Source organism: Spirochaetota bacterium (assembly GCA_026415295.1).
Taxonomy (GTDB): Bacteria; Spirochaetota; JAAYUW01; order JAAYUW01; family JAOAHJ01; genus JAOAHJ01.
In genome coordinates, this window is record JAOAHJ010000038.1 from 1 (window position 1) to 18,409 (window position 18,409).

General features: G+C 20.2%; 14 protein-coding genes. 6 read left to right on the forward strand and 8 right to left on the reverse strand.

Translation table 11 applies throughout. The annotated features are described in order from the left end of the window. The 6 genes from N3A58_08590 to N3A58_08615 form a co-directional block, all read right to left on the reverse strand. Nucleotides 1–471: hypothetical protein (locus N3A58_08590; GenBank protein MCX8059454.1), on the reverse strand; the 471-nt coding region annotated here is incomplete at its 3' end. A 227-nt stretch (nt 472–698) separates the two neighbouring features. Continuing rightward, entirely contained in the window at nt 699–1,043 is a 345-nt protein-coding gene (gene rplT, locus N3A58_08595; GenBank protein ID MCX8059455.1) for a 50S ribosomal protein L20, read from the reverse strand. 60 nt (nt 1,044–1,103) lie between these two features. Continuing rightward, nucleotides 1,104–1,301, reverse strand: coding sequence for a 50S ribosomal protein L35 (gene rpmI / locus N3A58_08600; protein MCX8059456.1), 198 nt, complete (start codon nt 1,299–1,301; stop codon nt 1,104–1,106). A gap of 24 nt (nt 1,302–1,325) precedes the next feature. After that, on the reverse strand, nt 1,326–1,859 hold the full coding sequence (gene infC, locus N3A58_08605; GenBank protein MCX8059457.1) for a translation initiation factor IF-3: 534 nt from the start codon (nt 1,857–1,859) through the stop codon (nt 1,326–1,328). 78 nt (nt 1,860–1,937) lie between these two features. Beyond that, nucleotides 1,938–2,981 carry an L-threonine 3-dehydrogenase gene (gene tdh / locus N3A58_08610; GenBank protein ID MCX8059458.1) on the reverse strand — a complete coding sequence of 348 codons (1,044 nt, stop codon included), beginning with the start codon at nt 2,979–2,981 and terminating at the stop codon, nt 1,938–1,940. 124 nt (nt 2,982–3,105) lie between these two features. Further along, a complete protein-coding gene (locus tag N3A58_08615; GenBank protein MCX8059459.1) occupies nt 3,106–4,284 on the reverse strand; it encodes a glycine C-acetyltransferase in 1,179 nt (392 codons plus the stop codon). Nucleotides 4,285–4,545: 261 nt separating this feature from the next. On the opposite strand from N3A58_08615, the gene N3A58_08620 reads away from it, so the two are divergent. The 6 genes from N3A58_08620 to N3A58_08645 all read left to right on the forward strand — a co-directional run bounded on the left by N3A58_08620 (nt 4,546) and on the right by N3A58_08645 (nt 14,510). After that, nucleotides 4,546–8,523, forward strand: a complete 3,978-nt coding sequence (locus N3A58_08620) for a hypothetical protein (GenBank protein ID MCX8059460.1) — start codon at nt 4,546–4,548, stop codon at nt 8,521–8,523. Nucleotides 8,524–8,574: 51 nt separating this feature from the next. Further along, nucleotides 8,575–9,906: a PEGA domain-containing protein gene (locus N3A58_08625; GenBank protein ID MCX8059461.1), complete on the forward strand. Its 1,332-nt coding sequence runs from the start codon at nt 8,575–8,577 to the stop codon at nt 9,904–9,906. A gap of 340 nt (nt 9,907–10,246) precedes the next feature. Next, complete coding sequence (gene rho / locus N3A58_08630; protein MCX8059462.1) at nt 10,247–12,001, forward strand: transcription termination factor Rho; 1,755 nt, start codon at nt 10,247–10,249, stop codon at nt 11,999–12,001. 119 nt (nt 12,002–12,120) lie between these two features. Then, nucleotides 12,121–12,339 (forward strand): 50S ribosomal protein L31, encoded by a 219-nt coding sequence (rpmE, locus tag N3A58_08635; GenBank protein MCX8059463.1) that lies wholly within the window; start codon nt 12,121–12,123, stop codon nt 12,337–12,339. A gap of 110 nt (nt 12,340–12,449) precedes the next feature. Beyond that, entirely contained in the window at nt 12,450–13,133 is a 684-nt protein-coding gene (gene thyX, locus N3A58_08640; protein MCX8059464.1) for an FAD-dependent thymidylate synthase, read from the forward strand. 552 nt (nt 13,134–13,685) lie between these two features. Beyond that, on the forward strand, nt 13,686–14,510 hold the full coding sequence (locus N3A58_08645) for a sigma-70 family RNA polymerase sigma factor (protein ID MCX8059465.1): 825 nt from the start codon (nt 13,686–13,688) through the stop codon (nt 14,508–14,510). Nucleotides 14,511–14,568: 58 nt separating this feature from the next. On the opposite strand, the gene N3A58_08650 is transcribed toward N3A58_08645, so the two are convergent. Beyond that, a complete protein-coding gene (locus N3A58_08650; protein MCX8059466.1) occupies nt 14,569–15,696 on the reverse strand; it encodes a divergent polysaccharide deacetylase family protein in 1,128 nt (375 codons plus the stop codon). A 58-nt stretch (nt 15,697–15,754) separates the two neighbouring features. After that, on the reverse strand, nt 15,755–18,409 hold a 2,655-nt coding region (locus tag N3A58_08655), incomplete at its 5' end, for a DUF5693 family protein (GenBank protein ID MCX8059467.1).

Genomic DNA, 18,409 nt, shown 5'->3' on the forward strand with positions numbered 1-18,409 from the left:
TTTTTTTAGTTTTAATATTTTGTCTATTTGTAAATTTTCAAATATATTCAAATCTTTTTTAACTTTACTAATAATATTTTTTTCATCGTTTATTATTTCATATAAAGAATCTATATTAAATTCAAAAAAATTATTTGTAAATGATATTTCCCCTTTTATATTATTAACGGCAAAATTTTCTCTAAATGTTTTTAGAATATAAAAATTTTCGAAATTAAAAGGTTTTCCTTTAATATAAATATTTAAATTTATTTTTATATCATTATTTAATTTTAAGTAACAAAATACATTATTTAATTTTAATTTATTTTTAAAATCAATAGAATATATTGTTTCATTTTCTTTTTTTATTATAAATAAATTGGAATTATCTTGGATTAAGTTATTTTTATTATCCTCTAAAGTTTTAACAAAGATTTCTAGATTTTTATTAAAATATAGTTTATTTGAAAATATTTGTATTAATGACATTTTATAATATAAAATTTGTTAAACGAAAATTATTTTATTTTTAATAAAATATTTAAAAATAATAATAAAAATTAATCTTAGTAAACAAAAATACTATTTTTTTAAATTAATATTAATCCTAAATAAAAAATATATGAATAAAATAATTTACTTGTTTTTAAAAAAATAAAAAAATAAGTAACAATTAAAATGTGTTTAATTAAAAAATTTAAAATTAAAAAATAAATTTATTTAATTGCATTAACAAGATTTTTAAAACCTTCTGGATCTTCTATTGCCATATTTGACAATATTAGTCTATTTAATTTTATATTATTCTTATTAAGAAGATGTATAAATTTAGAATATGATAAACCAAAATCTCTTAATGCTGCATTTAGTCTAACTATCCATAATGATCTAAAATCTCTCTTTTTGAGTTTTCTTCCTATATATGCATATGCCATACTTTTTAATTGTTGTGTTTTTGCAACTCTATAAGCATTTCCTCTTCTGCCATAATAACCTTTGGAAGCTTTTAATATCTTTTTTCTTCTTTTTTTTGCAGCAGTGGCAACTTTAACCCTTGGCATCTATTTCTCCTTTTTATTTTATTAAATATTTATTAATTAAAATATAAAAATTAAGTATTATTATTTATAAGGAAAACATCCTTTTAAAATACTAACTTCTGATTTATTGCAAATAGTTGGCTTTCTAAGATTTCTTTTTCTTTTTTTAGATTTTCCAGTTAATAAATGGCTTTTAAAAGCTTTGAATCTTTTAATTTTACCTGAACCAGTTATTTTAAATCTTTTTTTTGCAGATGATTTTGTTTTAAGTTTTGGCATTTATATCTCCTTTTTATTATTTTGCTACTTCTTTTTTGCTGGTACAATAACCATTGTTAAGTTTTTTCCTTCAATTTTTGGTGGTTTTTCAACAATCCCTATTTCTGCAAGATCGTTTTTTATTCTTTCAAAAACTTCATATCCTTTATCTGCATGTAATATTTCTCTGCCTCTATACCTTAATCTAAATAATACATGACTTCCTTCTGCAAGAAACTCTTTTGCTTTTTTTAATTTAAAATCATAATCGTGTTCACCTATTCCAGGTGTAAATCTTATTTCTCTTAATTCTATTTTTTTCTGATGCTTTTTTGCTTCTTTCTCTTTTTTTTCTTTTTCAAATATAAATTTACCAAAATCCCCAATTTTGCATACAGGAGGTTCTGCATTTGGAGAAACTTCGATTAAATCAAGTCCTTGCTCATAAGCTATATTTAGTGCATCTTTTATTGAAAATATTCCTAATTGTTCACCATTTGACCCAATAACTCTAACTTCTTTGGCTCGAATTTCTTCATTTATGTTTGGTCTTGAAGTTTTATTACTTTTAGTTCCTATAAATTACCCCTTTTTTAAAAATTCTGTAAAACTTATTTAACACAATTATTAAACTTGTCAATAATTTTTGTTAAATTATTATGAAATATTTACTATAACTTTTATTGCTTCTCCCTTTTTGATTGCTTCTATTCCTTTTTCAATATTTTCTAATTTAATTTTATGTGTAATAAGTGGTTTTAAATTTAATAAATTCTTTTCAAGTAGAGCAGATAATTGATACCAGGTATCAAACATTAATCTTCCAGTTATTCCATATATTTTAAGTCCTTTAAATATAATATCATTGTTAAAGTTAATTGTAGGATTTGAATCAAATATTCCAAGTAAAGAAACTCTCCCTCTCTTTTTCATAGATTTTAATAATTGATCGAGAGCTTTTTCATTTCCTGACATTTCGAAACCAACATCAACTCCAAGTCCTTTAGTGTAATCCATAACAGCTTCAACAATATTATCTTTTAATGGATTTAATACAATATCAGCACCCATTTCTTTTGCAAGTTTAGCTTTCATCTCATTTATTTCTGAAACAATTATAGTTGAAGCTCCACATGCTTTGGCAACATTTATAGACATAAGGCCAATTGTGCCAGCACCAGTTACAAGTAAACTTTTTGTTGCAATTTCATCTACTAAAACGGTGTAAACAGCATTTCCAAGAGGTTCCTGAATAGAAGCTATTTCAGGATCAAGATTTTTTGGATTTATCCATGCATTTTCTTCAGGAATTACAACATATGAAGTAAAAGCCCCATCTGTATGAACACCTATTATTTTCATGTTTTGACATATGTGTTTATTGCCAGTCTTACACATATAACAATAACCACATGCAATATGAGTTTCAGCTGATACAAAATCTCCTATTTTAATACTCTTTACATTTTTTCCTATTTCTATTACTTCTCCACAAAATTCATGTCCAATAACTCTGGGGGGAGTAATATTATCATCCGACCATTTGTTCCAATCATAAATATGAACATCTGTTCCACATATTGATGCATTTTTTACTTTAACTAAAACTTCATTTGGCCCAACTTCTAGTTTTGGTGTAATGTAGTCTATTGTAAATCCTTTTTCTCTTTTAGTTTTTAAAACTGCCAATTGTTTTTCCATCTTAATCTCCAATTAAAATTATTTTAATTTTTATAATGTTTACTATTTTTTTCTAAATTTTATTTATAAAATATTTATATATATTCTTAAATTTATGAATTAATTTAAATTAAAATTAAAGAGTCTATATTATTTTTAACTCTTTTCCAATTTTTTCAAATTTCTCAATAGCAAAATCAAGATCTTTTTCGCTATGAATAGCATGGATCATAACTCTTATTCTTGCTTTTCCTTTAGGAACAGTTGGATACCCAATAGCTTGAGCAAATATTCCTTCTTCGAAAAGTTTTTTAGAAAATTCTTGAGCTGTTTTAGCTTCACCTATAATAATAGGAGTTATTGGTGTTTGAGTTTTACCTATATCAAAACCTAATTTTTTTATTTTGGATTGAAAATATTTTGCATTTTGCCAAAGTTTATTAACAAGATCAGAAGATTCTTTTAATATTTCTATAGCTTTGATGGATGCATAAATATCAGCAGGAGTAGAAGCAGATGAAAATAAAAATGGTCTAACTTTCTGTTTTAAATAATCTATTAATTTGGAGCTTCCTGAAGCAAAACCACCAACTATACCAAAAGCTTTAGAAAGAGTTCCAACTTCAACATCAACTTTTCCATGAAGATGAAAATGATCAACAATGCCTCTTCCAGAATCTCCTAATACTCCTTCACCATGGGCGTCATCTACATAAACCAAAGCATCATATTTCTTAGCAACTTCATAAATTTCAGGTAATGGTGCAATATCTCCATCCATTGAAAAAACACCATCTGTTATAACTAATTTTTTGCAATTTTTGTCTTTATTCTCTTTTAATTTTTTCTCGAGGTCATTTACATCGTTATGAGCATATCTTATAATTTCAGCTTTTGATAGCCTACAACCATCTATTATTGAAGCATGGTTTAATTCATCAGAAAATATAAGATCTTCAGAAGAAACTAGAGCTGGTATAACTCCAAGATTAGCACAGAATCCAGATTGAAGGTGAATTGTGGCTTCAACTTTCTTAAATTCAGCAAGCATCTTTTCAAGTTCTAAGTGTTTTTCTGTAGTTCCAGCAATACTTCTTACAGCAGCAGGGCCAACACCATATTCTTCAATGCCTCTTATTGCAGCCTTTTTTAAATCTTCATTATTTGCAAGTCCTAAATAGTTGTTTGAACACATATCTAAAACTTTTTTACCATTAACTATAATCCAAGAATCTAATGCTGACCCTATAGTTCTAATTATATTATATAAACCATCATTTTTTAATGATTCAATTGTTTGATCTATAAAATCTAGTTTACTCATAGATAAATTCCTCCAAAATTAAATAATTAATATTTGAATAAAGTATAAAGTGTTGTAAAAAAAAATCAATTGAAGTTAAATAAAATATTATATTATTTAAATAATTTTAAAATTATTTATAAAAAATTTGATTTTTAATTAAAATAAATTATAAATATAATTATAAAGAATTGATTATTTAATAAAGATTTCTAATAATTTTTTAAATTAAATATATTATTTAAGATAGAGTCATTTTGAAAAATATTTTTAAATAATTTTATGAAAAATAGAATTAAGATATTAGTAATTATTTTTTTTATTTTGTTTTTTTGTAACTGTTATATATATTCTCAGGATTTAAATTGGATTAAATTAGAAGATTTCAAAAAATATTCAGAAAATGATGCCAAAAAATATCTTGACAAAATGATTCCTCTTAAACCTGGTTATTCTAAGATTTATAGATATATTCTTATTTTAAGAAGTGACCAAAAAAAATATTTTGAGTTATGGGATCAGGTCTTAAATAAAAAATCAGCAGAATTAAAAGAAGTTTATTTAGCAAATTCTCTTATAACTTCTTTTTTTATTAATAAAACTGTTATGATAGATTATTTTTATGAGTTTGGTATTCAGTATTTGCCTGAAGATGATAAGGCTTTATTTGATGTACTTTATAAAAGCTTAACACTAAATTTATATGGGGAAGAGAAATTAAAGGAATTTGAGGAGATTTTATTAAACTATTTCAAAATTGTTGAAGGACTACTTGATTATTCAATATTATATTTATATCAAAATGAAAATTTAATAAATGTAATAATTAAAAATGCTGATAAACTTAATATAACAAAGTATAATGACAAAATTAAAAATATATTTAGAACAGCAAAAAACTTTTTTCTTATTGAGTCTTTGATTTTATATTTCAATAAATATGATAGTAATTATTTAATAGATAGTTTATATTTTCTTTTATCTCATAGAGATATTAATGTAAATGTTTTTGCCCTTGAATTAAGTATAAGAATTAATATTTTTGATAAACTTAATCCAGAAAGTTATAAGAAAATATTATATAATAATGATATAGGATTTGTTGTTAGTGTATTTTCAAGGTTATTAAGTTTAAGACCTGGAAATAAAAAACTTGAAGATATTTTGCTTGAAAGATATAATTCTTTACCTGATTCTTTAAAAAGTTCTTTTGTTCCTCTTTTTAATAATTTTGTTCATATTGATAAATTTATATTTTTTATTGACTCTTATAAAAAAACATCAGATGAAACTTTAAAAACAGAACTTAAAAAATTATTGTTAAATCATATTAATAGTAAAAATTATAATAGAGAAGGGTTGATCTATTTTTTGACTAATATCAGAGATATTGATGAACCATTTTTTTCTGAGATTGCCTTTAATTTTTTAAATTATGATGATATTTCTGTAAAAACTGAAGCTTTATATTATTTTTATTTTTACTTTGATGAAAGAAATAAAGATTTTGCTAAAAGATTAAAAAACAAACTTTATGAGTTAATATTAAAAGAAGAAAATGATAAATTTGTAGATATCTGGTTTTTAGTTGTTTCAAGGAACAATTTTAAAGATATTTATATAAAAAGTTTTAATGAGTTTTTTAATAAAATTAAAACAACAGAAAATAATTATAAATTACTTTCATATATAAAATATATTGAATATTTTCAAACTCCTGAAATTTTTTTAACTATTATAAATTCAAAAATAAAACTAAGTGATGATTCGATTAAAATTTTAGATTCAATTTTTAAAAAAAACTTAAAACTATTTAATGATGATTTAATTGAAAAATATTTGCAAATACTTAAAAAAAGCGAAACTTATTATCTGCTAAATGATTATCTTATTATAAATGATAGAATTTCAAATATTTGTCTAAATGTTATTAGAGATTATAAAAAAGAAATTTTTATTCCTAATCTTATATTTCTTTTACAAAAGGATGAAAAAATTTCATCTCAAGCTTCAGATATTTTGTTAAAATATAATTTAAAACCATATTTAAATAATATTTTTAATGTTGTCTTTTATGAAAATGTAAATTATTTAAAATCAATAATTAAAATTATTTATTATAAGCAAATTTTAGAATCAGAGTATTTAGGTACATTTGTTTACTTATTAAGTTTTCATAAAGATGATAATGTTTATATTCTATTAAAAGAGTTTTTTTTAAATCTTTTTAGAAATTATAATATAAAAGATGATAATATTTTGAATACTTTTTATAGTATAGGAATAAATAGTATAGAAATATTAAATGAAGCTTTACTGATATATACTCAAAAAAAAGATTATAATAAGGTTTTAATTATTATTAATATTTTGTCTAAGTTTAAAGATCCTTCTACAATAAAATATTTAAAACCTATTTTTGAAATAGAGAACAAAGTTGTTCTTCAAAAAATTCTTCAGATTTTAAATGAATTTGATTGCAGGGAGTTTGTTGATAAACTTATTAATATATATAATAAATATAAGGATGATTATTTTATTAAACAAAATATTTTAAGGATAATTAATAAGTCTTATGTTGATAATGTTAAAGGTTTTGTTTTATCAGTCATAGAAGATGAATCTTTTGAATTAAAAAAATTAGGTTATGATGTTATTAAAAATAATGGAAACATTGATTATATCGATTATTTATTAAAAAATATTTCAGATAAATATTCTTATGAAGCTTTACAGTCTATTTATAATAGGCTAAGCGATGAGGATAAAGAAAAATTAAAAACAAAATTAGAAAACAATAAAATTGATTTTCTATTATTTCTTATTAGTGGATTGAAAAAAGGAAATATTAATCCTAAAAATTTTTATACTCTTAATACTTTACTTAAAAATTACAATAAAGTTTATAGATATATAAGTTATGAAAATGAAGAGGAGTTAAAAAACTTAATTCCTTTAATATTGGCTTCTGATATGGTAGATATACATTTCAATAAGATTAATAGTTTGTTTTCTTCAAGAAGACAACTTATTGATTTATTATCTTTTGGTCTTTTAAGTAATAATTCAGAAAAGCAATTCTTTTCAAGAAACCTAATTATAAAATATAAATATAATAATGTGTCTGAAATTCTTAATTTTTTAAAAGTAATAAATAGGACAAATTATGAAAAGTATAGCTATTTAATATGTTTAGACAAAGATTTCAGTATTGAGATGTTAAATAATTTTATAAATGAAAAAAGTAGAGAAAATATTATCAATTTATTGATGGTTTTAAGAAATTCGGATATTAAAGAAGAAATTATTTTAGAAACTTCTAAATATCCTTACTATTTTTTAGTTTTTGATAGTGATTTTTTAGGACAATTAGAATTTAAATTAAAGAATGATATTTTTAATAATTTAATAAAATATGGTAATTTGAATAGCAATGATTTATTATTTTATGTTGATAAAAATTTTGAAAACTGTTATTTAGAAAAAGAGAATTTAATTAAAGTTTTAGATCATTATATTGATTTGAAACCTTCTAAAAATGATGATAATAATCTTAGAATATTTGAAAATATTGTTATTAAAAGTGTTAATTATAATTTTTATCAAGATCCAGAAATCTTAAAAAATAAAAAAGTAGAAAAATTCTTTGAAAAATATAAATATTTAAATAAAAATAAAAAGAACCTAGCAATTGACTCTTTGTCAATTCTTAAGGATTACAGATTTGCTTACTTTTTTAAAGATATTAAGGAAGATACATCTCTAATTACATTACATTTAATGAATAAAACTTCACAGTCAGTTATAATTTACTTTTTATTATTAGATCAAAATATTTTTTATAATTCTATAGAGAAAATTAATAAACTTAATGTTGAAAATATAAATAATGATTTTCTTATGGAAGTAATAAAGATAACAAATAAAGTTGAAAATATTATTTTATTTTTAACAAAGTTTGATTATAAAATTTTTGAAGATCATATTTTTAATGAACAAATTTTTAATAAATTAAAAAAGCAACAAATTGTATCAATTTTTATTTCTTATCAAAGATTAATAGATTTTAATATAAAAAAGAGTAATCTTGTTTTTTTAAAATATTTGAATAATTATTTTTATGATGAATTATTTGCATATAGCTATTTGAGAAAATTTAAAAAAGTGGATTATATATTATTTAGTAAAATTTTAGATTTCATAAATGTTAATAAATTGGAAAATATAAAAAAAGTAATCAATGTAATAGTAAATGATTAATCATTAAATAGATATAATTAATAAAAATAATCAAAAAACAATGAGGTTTATATGATAGTGTATAATAAATGTCATGAAATTAAAATAAAATTTAACGATAGCAAGAATAAGCTCTACTTTTATTTAGTATTTATAATTTTTATAAATATTTTTTTCTGGGTTGATCTTTATGCTCAAGGAGTAATTTTTATAACTTCTGATCCTTATAAAGCTAATGTTTTTTTAGATGGAAAGGAGGTTGGCAAAACTCCATGTTTACTTACAAATATTGATTTGGGAAATCATAAGGTGGTTATTAAAAAAGAAAATTTTCAAACATTTGTACAGGATATAAAGATTGAAAAAGAAGGAGTTTATAAAGTTTCTGCAAATTTAGTTCCTCTATATTTTTCTTTTTTTGTTCCTTCTTCTTATTATATAATATCTGAAAATGGTGTTAAAATTGAAGCACCATTTATTGCGAGTTATGTTTCAAATGGTTTATATAGTATAGTTTTAAAAGATAAGGAAGTTAAAATTAAAAAGATTAATCTATTTTCTTATGGTAAGTGGTTAACATTAGGTATTGGTCTCTTATCAGTAGCTTCTAGCTTTGCAATAAATGTTACTCCTTATGATTATGATGAAATTAATACTGTTAAATCGATTTATTTAACCAAAGGTTTATTATTAGGAAGCGGTATAATGTCTATGATTTTTTCTGTAATTTTTTTTGTTATTGATTTTAATAGCCAAAAAGCAAATGTAAATATTACTTTTATTCCATATCAGTATAAAGAATCAGAAAGTGAAGTTTATGCAAAGGCTATGTTTTATTTGAATTCCTTAAAATATGATGATGCTATATATTTTTTAACTCAATTTTTTGAAAATTATCCAGATTCAAAATATATCTCTGATGTAATATACTATATTGCATATATTTATGAAATAAAAGAAGAATACGAAAAAGCTTTAAAGTTTTATTTATTATTAATAAATGAATATCCTGTTTATGAATGGTATGATTTAACCGTTTTTTCTATAGCTAAAATTTATTATAAACAAAAAATGTATTCAAGAAGTATAGAATCTTTAAGAAATATTCTTTTTATTGATGAAGACCTTGTTCCCAAGGAATTAGTTTATTTATATTTTTTTAGAAATTGTTATCAATTGAGAAATGTATCTGATAAATTTAAAAAAAGTTTAGGAATATATTTTAATCTATTTAAAGAATATTTTCAGAATTCTAAATTTATTTATGAAGTATATTATTATTATGCCTTATTTTTAATTGAATCTGGAAATATTAAAGAAGCACTAAATCTTTTAAACTTTTTAGTTTCAATCGATAATGTTTATAAAAATGAAGCAGCAAATTTAATTCAAAAATATAAATAAAATAATTTAATATATTATTGACAAAATAAAAATAAGTTTTATTTTTTTAGTAAGTTAATCGAGAGTTGTCTATAATCAAATATGTTCTTAGTAGTTTATAATTTATAAGGTTTATGAATTTTTAGAAAATTAATGATAATTTATTTTATTTTATTGTTTCAAAGAATATTTTATTTTTAATTAATTTTAATATTTTAATTTGCTTTAATATATATATTAGTAATTTTATAAAAATCAAAATAATTAAAAAATAATAAAATTTGTTATTTAAAAATAAGAATTAGCGTAAATCATTACAAAGTTTTATTTTTATAAATTAAAAATATTTGAAGAGGATAAAATGGAAAATTTAATGAATAACAATGAAAATGAGAGTACTGAAAAAAAGAAGAAAAATAGAAAAATTCTTTTGAAAAAAAGCTTAAAAAACTTAGAAGAAAAGAGTAATTTACTAAATAATATCGAAAATAATGTTTTGCAAAATCATGAAGCTCAAAATGAAATTGATGAAGAAGAATTATTTGAAAATCAATCATTTGATACTAACAACCATTCAATTAATGAAGATGAAAAATTGCTTTATCCATTTGGGAAAAATATTATGGATATTAATATAGAATACACAAACTCAACTTCAAATGAAAATTATTCAAATGATTCTGGAGAAGATTTTGGTATAGATATAGAAAATATAGGTTCTTTTGAAGATGATAATAAAAATAGTATAAAATTGCAAAAAGAGAAGAAGAAAGATATGGAAGCAAATATTACAAATAATATTCCCGAAGATCAAGAAGATAAAGAATATAAAGAATATAAATTAATAGATAAAGAGATATTAATCAATAATTTTCTTCAAAAAGATTTTTCTTCTATAGTTGACTATGCAAAAAGAATGGGATTATGTGATTGTTCTGGTTTTAGTAAACAGGAGCTTGTCTATAAAATAATGGATATTCAAAATAAACTTGGTGGTAAAATCTATGTAAAAGGTGTTCTTGATTACATGAGGACAAAAAATTTAGCATTTGTTAGATATTCTAATTATTCATATTTTGAGTCAAGTGATGATATTTATGTTGATTTAGGAATAGTTCATAAATATTCTTTAAAATCAGGAGATACAGTATTAGGTTTAATAAGAGCACCTTCAAAACCAGGTGGAAAATATTTTGAAATGGTAGATATTTTAAAAGTTAATGATGATGATGTTTCTGTTTGTAAAACTAGAGTTTCTTTTGATAATTTAACTCCAATTTTTCCTGACAAGAGAATAAAATTGGAATATCAACCAGAAAAGTATGCTACAAGAATTCTTGATATTTTTGCTCCAATAGGTACAGGGCAAAGAGCTTTAATAGTTGCTCCACCAAAAGCTGGGAAAACTATGATATTACAAGAAATAGCTAATGCAATTTACGCAAATCATAGAGATTTTTATGTTATTATTTTACTTATAGATGAGAGACCTGAAGAAGTTACAGATATGAGAGAGTCTGTTCCTTCAGCAGAAGTTATTGCTTCAACATTTGATGAGGCTCCAGATAGACATGTTAAAATAGCTGAACTTGTAATTGAAAAAGCTAAAAGACTTGTAGAGCATAAAAAGAATGTTGTTATTCTTTTGGATTCAATAACTAGATTGGCAAGAGCTTATAATTTAACATGTCAAACATCGGGGAAAGTTTTATCTGGAGGGGTTGATGCAAATGCTCTTTATGGCCCCAAAAAGTTTTTTGGTGCTGCAAGAAATATTAGAGAAGGCGGTTCTTTAACTATTATTGCTACAGCTTTAATTGAAACTGGTTCTAAAATGGATGATGTAATATTTGAAGAATTTAAAGGAACAGGAAATATGGAGGTTAATCTTCTGAGAAAACTTGCAGATAAAAGAATTTTTCCTGCTATAGATCTTGTTAGATCTTCAACAAGAAGAGAAGAGCTTTTATTAGATGAAGAGGAGAGAATGAAATCCTGGGTATTAAGAAAAGTTTTAACTGAGTATGATGAAGCTGATGCTATGCAAAAAGTTTTAGATAAAATGAAAAACACTAAAACTAATAAAGAATTTTTAATGATAATACAGGGGAGTTAGATTTTAAATTTGTTTTGAAATAAAAAAGTAAGATATTTTATTGAAAAAATATTTTTTTATGTTTTAATCGATTTACTTATTAATTTAAATTAATTTATTAAAAATATAGAGAGGTAAAAATGAAAAAAGATATTCACCCAAAATTATATAAAGCTAAAGTTATTTGTGCATGTGGTAATACTTTTGAAACGCTTTCTGTTAAACAAGAGATTCATACAGAAATTTGTTCTGCATGTCACCCATTTTTTACAGGTAAAGGAGACAGAGTTATAGATTCATCAGGTATGGTTGAGAAATTTAAAAAGAAATATGAAAAGTTTGATTCGAATAAAAAATAAATATTAAAATAATAATATATGTAAAAAATTAATAATATTTTTTAATAATTATAAAAGTGTTATATATTTTGAATTAAAACAAAAATAGATGGGAATTTTTTTAGAAAATAATGAATGTAAAACTATTATCATTTACACCTGATCCAGAAAAAGTTGTGGCATATTCTGCAAATTTGTGTTATTCAAAAACAAACATAGAAGAAACAATAAATAAATTTTATGATATTAATGAAATAAAAAGATTAATTAACTTATTAATTGAAAAAAATCATTTATCACCATTTGAACATGTTAATTTTACATTTGGAATTGAAGGTATTTCAAGAGTAACTTCTCATCAACTTGTAAGGCATAGGATAGCTTCTTATTCTCAACAGTCACAAAGATATGTTAAATATACAAAAGAAAATTTTGATTATGTAATTCCTGATACTATTAAAAAATCAAAATATTTAAATCAATATAATGAATATATTAAAATAGGTCAAAATTTATATGAAAAAATGATTAATGATGGTATACCTAAAGAAGATGCAAGATATATTTTTCCAAATGCTACAAAAACAAATATTATTGCAACTTTTAATGGGAGAAGTTTACTTAATTTTTTTGAACTTAGATGTTGTTACCATTCTCAGTGGGAGATAAGACGACTTGCGTATGCAATGTTAAAACTTGTAAAAGAAATAGCTCCTAATCTTTTTAGTATAGCAGGTCCTTCATGTAAAAAAGGAATTTGCAGAGAAAATGATGAAAATTGTCCATTGTATAGAAGCAGGTTAAAAAAAAAATAAAATTTTGTAAATTTCTATTATAGATTATAAATTTTATAGATTATAGCATTTCTATTTTTTATTCTAAAATTTTATTAAATAGTTTCAGTTTTAATAGATAATTTTTTATATTTATTTTTTGTTTTATATGAATATTTAATTTATTTACTGTTGAAAAATTTCAACAATCAATTGAAATAATTTATAACTTAATTTTTTATTTTTTAAATATGTTAGAAATTTATTAATAATTAATTATTTTTTATCAATCATAATCAATTAATATCCCAAATATATTTCTAATAATTACTAATAATTAATTTATTGATTTAAAGACAAATTTATCCTAATTATATTAATCTTTAATTTCAATTTTGCTTAATAATATCTTGCTTTTAATAAAATTTAAAAACACACGATTTATTATGAATTTATAAAATAAATTTAACAATTAAAATTTTATGTGAATATTTTTTAAATTTTTATTAAAGAGTATTATAAAATTATATTTTGGCATTTAAATTGCATCATTTAATTTGTAGAAAATTAATTTTTTATAAAAAAGGAAATCTTATGTTAAAGTATGAAGATAAGAAGACTTATTTATTCTATTATTCCAATGATGATTTAGTTTATCATGTTCTAAAAGCTAAAGAAAATGATAAAGTTTCTTTAAATTTTTTACTTAATGCTTTTGAAAATTATATAACAAAATTAGCTTCCAAATATACAAAAGATAAATATCTTCTTGATGATCTTATTCAAGAAGGGAAAATTGCACTTATTTATGCTATTAATAAGTATGATTACTCAAAGAGTAATAATTTTAAGTATTATGCAATAATGTGGATTAAACAAGCAATAAATAGATATTATGAAAAAATTATAGATGATATTTCTATTCCTATTAGAAAAAGACAAATTATCAGAAAAATAAAAAAATATTTAAATAATTATGAAAAAAATAGTACTAAAAATTTATCAAATATTTATTATTATAATAATAATGAGAGCAATAAAAATTTTAATTTTGAGGACAGTGGTGTTTCTCTCAAACTTTTAAATTATGAATTTAAGTATATTTCTCTCGAAAATGAAAATAGTTTATCAGAAGAAAATCAGAGAAGTAATCATGAAAAATTTTTCTGTGAAAAAGAAAAAGATCCTTTGAATTTAATTGAAGAAAAAATATTTATTGAAAATTTTTATAAAGCAATTGATAAGCTGGATGAAAGAGATAAAGTTATAATTAGTTATAGGTTTGGTATAAATAATTTTCCAGAATTAACATTAAAAGAAATTGCTAAGATTTTTAATTTATCTTCAGAAGCTATAAGAAAAATTGAAAAAAGAGCATTAGAAAAGTTAAAAGATAATTTTAAAATATTTGTTAAATAAACCGAATTTTTTGATCAAAATAAATATTTATAGATGTTAAATCTTAAAATTTATAATGTTATTCTATTTCATTTACAAATAAAAACTCTAAATCATTTATTATTTCTGAATTTGAAAGTTCATACAGAAAATTTATTGTATTATCTTTAGTTATATGTCCAATAAATATTAAAACAAAATTATTTATTTTTAATTCTTCTAAAAGCTTGTTATTATTAATATAATTATTTTTTAATTTATTATTTATATTTTTATATAAGTGAATTGAGTTATAAAATATATTTTTTATTTTTTCTAAGTTATCTTCATTATCAAGAAAAAAATTATTTATTAGAATTTTGTAGTTAAGCTCAGCTGATACATCTAAAAAAGTTGAAGAGTTTGATGTTTTAGAATCAATAAAACGAATATTATAGCTTTTTAAAATATTTAGAATTTGATATGATTTTTCTTTATTTTCAGAAAATTTAGAACCCATATGATTATTAGCATACTGAAGTGGTAATTCTTCATAAATTTTTTTTATCTTATTTTCTAAATTATCAAAAGAGTCATTTGTTAAAATAAAATAATTATTTTGATTGTTATAATTAGAAATTAATGAAGCATCTTTGGGTTCTAGTGGAATATGTATAAGAGGGAAAAGATTTTTAGATTCATTTATAATTTTTAAAGATTCAACTGAAAATTGTAAAAATGGTAAAATAGAAATATTTATTTTTAAATTTGTTAAATTTTTAAGTAATAGCAAATTTTTAGTTGTATAACCAGCGTCATCAAGTATTATACAAACTTTTACCTTATTTTTTTTATCTATTTTTATCTCATTATTGTTTTCATTTAAATTATTGTGTGCATTTTTTGTAATTAATCCATTATTGATGTTTGTATTTTCTGTTTTTGATGAATTAATATTTGTATTATTAATTATTTCTTTTTTTTCTTTAATATTATTTTTACCTGTTTTTATTAATTCATTAAGCTTTTTAATATTATTTTTAAAATATTTTGATTGGTTTATTGATATTATTAATGTAAAAGAAAGAATAAAGCAAAAAAACAATATAATAAAAATTATAATCGATTTATAAAAGTTAATCTTTTTATTATTTTTATATATTTTTTTTTGTTTTTTAAAATAATTTTTTTTGGTGTTTTTTTTGTTACTATTTTTAATTGATCTCATTTTTAATGTTAGTTTTAAAAATATTTTTATTAATCGATAGTTTTAAAAAGATTTATTTTTATTCTTCAATTATTTTTCGTAAAAGTTTTGAAATTGTAAAATAATTTATTGATTTTTCGTCAAGAAGGTAAGTATTAAACTCAGGATTGTAATTAAGTTTATCTAATTTATATTTAATTATATTTTTAATCAATATAGAAGCATGTAATCTATAAGAGATAATAATAGTATGTTTATTAATATTCTTATTTAATAAATTACATAAAGGTTCAAATAAATTATAGAAACTATATTTGTTCTTTAAGTTTTTAAAAAAATTTATTATTTTTATTTTGTTTTTATTTTTCTTATAAAATAATTTTTTATTTTTATGCAAAAACTTTCTGATTATCGATAAATCTTTTAATTCAACTATAACAAAAATAATTTCCCATTGAAGTTCATTTTTTAAAAAAAATAAATTATTTATTATTCTTTCGATATTTGTTAAATAAATTGAATTAAAAATAATAATAATTCTTTTTTTATTTATATTTTCTATTTTATTACAAATTAGAATTTTATCTTTCATTTTATTTTTGAGAAAAAAATCATATAAATCCTCTAATAAAAATATTTTTCTCGAGCAATTTTTTAGATAACAGTAGCTATAAAAATCTCTTACCCAAATATAATCTATAAAAGGAAAATAAGACAATATTGTTTTTGATATATTGTATTTTGGTTTTTCTATTGAAACAGAAATAAATTTTATTTTTTTTAAGGTAATTTTTGAAAATACAAGAGAAAAAAAATAAAATAAAAATGAACTAATTGATGTTTTGTCCTGCCAGATTCCACCTATGAAATGAACTTCTTCACATTTAGTTATTTTAATAACTGTTGATATTAAAAGTGAAATTTTATATATTAAAGATTGAAATATACTAATTAACGGTAAATTTATTGAAAGTAACTTTTTTCTTAAAATTTTTATTTTTAAATTAGATAAGTTACTTAAAAATAAAATTTTATATATATTATTTGAAAAATATTTTTTGTAGAAATATCTGTAAAAATTATCTCCTAGATTTGGAGTCTTGCTTACAATTACAAAGATATTTAATTTATTATTTTTATAAGTTTTATTTTTTATTTTTAGTTCATTTTTTAATAGATATTTTTCTTTTAAAAAATTTATTCTAAAAGAGTTGATAAGAGAAAAAATTTTAATTTTGAAATAAATAATAAAATATAGTAAGATCCCAAGGATCATTCCATTAACTATTCTTACAATTGATGCTATAAAAGATGAAAATAAATGGCTAAAAGAGTTAAAAATTGAAATAAAATACAATAGTGATTCTAAATATAAAAATAATTTTATCAGATATTCTTTCTTATTATTATTTCTATTATTTAAAAGAAACTTATTTATATATATTATTAAAAAAGGAAAACTTATTAACTCCTTTAATCTTGGCCTAATGAAGAGTTTCTTTTCTAAAAAAATTTTGAAATTATATAAAATTTTAATATCAAACAAATTTTTATCAAATATATACAAAATAATAAAACTAAAAAATATGACTAAATAAACTGTTAAGTAGTTTTTACAAAAAAGATTATTATTGTAAATGAATTGTAAAAAGAATAAAAGGAAATAAAAGAAATATATAAGATATACATTATTAAAAGTGTTTGATGAAAGAAGAATATTAATATAAGCAAAGAAATTAATATTTTTATTTTTTAAAAGAATTAAAACAATATAAAAATAATAATTGATTAATGAATTTAATATGCTTTTTATTAAATAAGATATTAATAAGATAGAAGATAGGAGTAAGAATAAATAGAAAGTATATTTAAATTTATATTTTTTATTGTTTATATTTTTATCGAAACTATATTTAAATAATAGTTTATATATTAAAAAAAAATATAAGAGAATGTAAAGTATAGATATTAAGTTTATTAGAAATAGGATAAAATTTATAGAAAATTTATAATTGCTATGCAAGATTTTTTTATTAAAGAACTCAATTTTATTATTAATAAAGCTGCTTTTATAGTTTGAATATATAGAGTAGAATTTGTTGTAATTAGAAAAATAAATATTCAATTGGTAGATCAGATTAATTGCCTTATTATTTTCAATCTCTTTAATTGTATCAAATATTATATTTTCTTGATCTTTTATTACAATTAAGTTTATATTTTTTTCAATTATATTTCTTTTTATTAAATAAAAAATTTCATTTTTTGTTTTATTTTCTTTTTTAATTAGATTTGTGGGAATAAAATGAATTTTTATATTTGTACCATAAATTAAATAATCTCTATATTCGTTTAGTTTAATAAAAATATTATTGCTTTTATTTTTATTTATTATATTATTATCTATAATGTCTAATTTATTTAAAATATTGTTTTCTAAACTTTTATTTTCATATCCATTTTTATAAGAATCTTTAATATAATTATTTTCATAAAAGTTTATTATTTTTTTTTCTAATTTAATGAAAGTTTCATATAAAGTGTTAATATTATTTGTATTATTTATTTGATTTAAATTTTGATAGTTTGTAAAAAGAAAAAAATAATCATTATTTTTAATTATAAAAAAATTTTTAGAATTAATTATTTTTTCATAATCGTTTATATTTTTATAGTTAAAATTAATATTGTATTTTGGGGAATAAATGTTTTTTTTATAATGAAATATTATTAA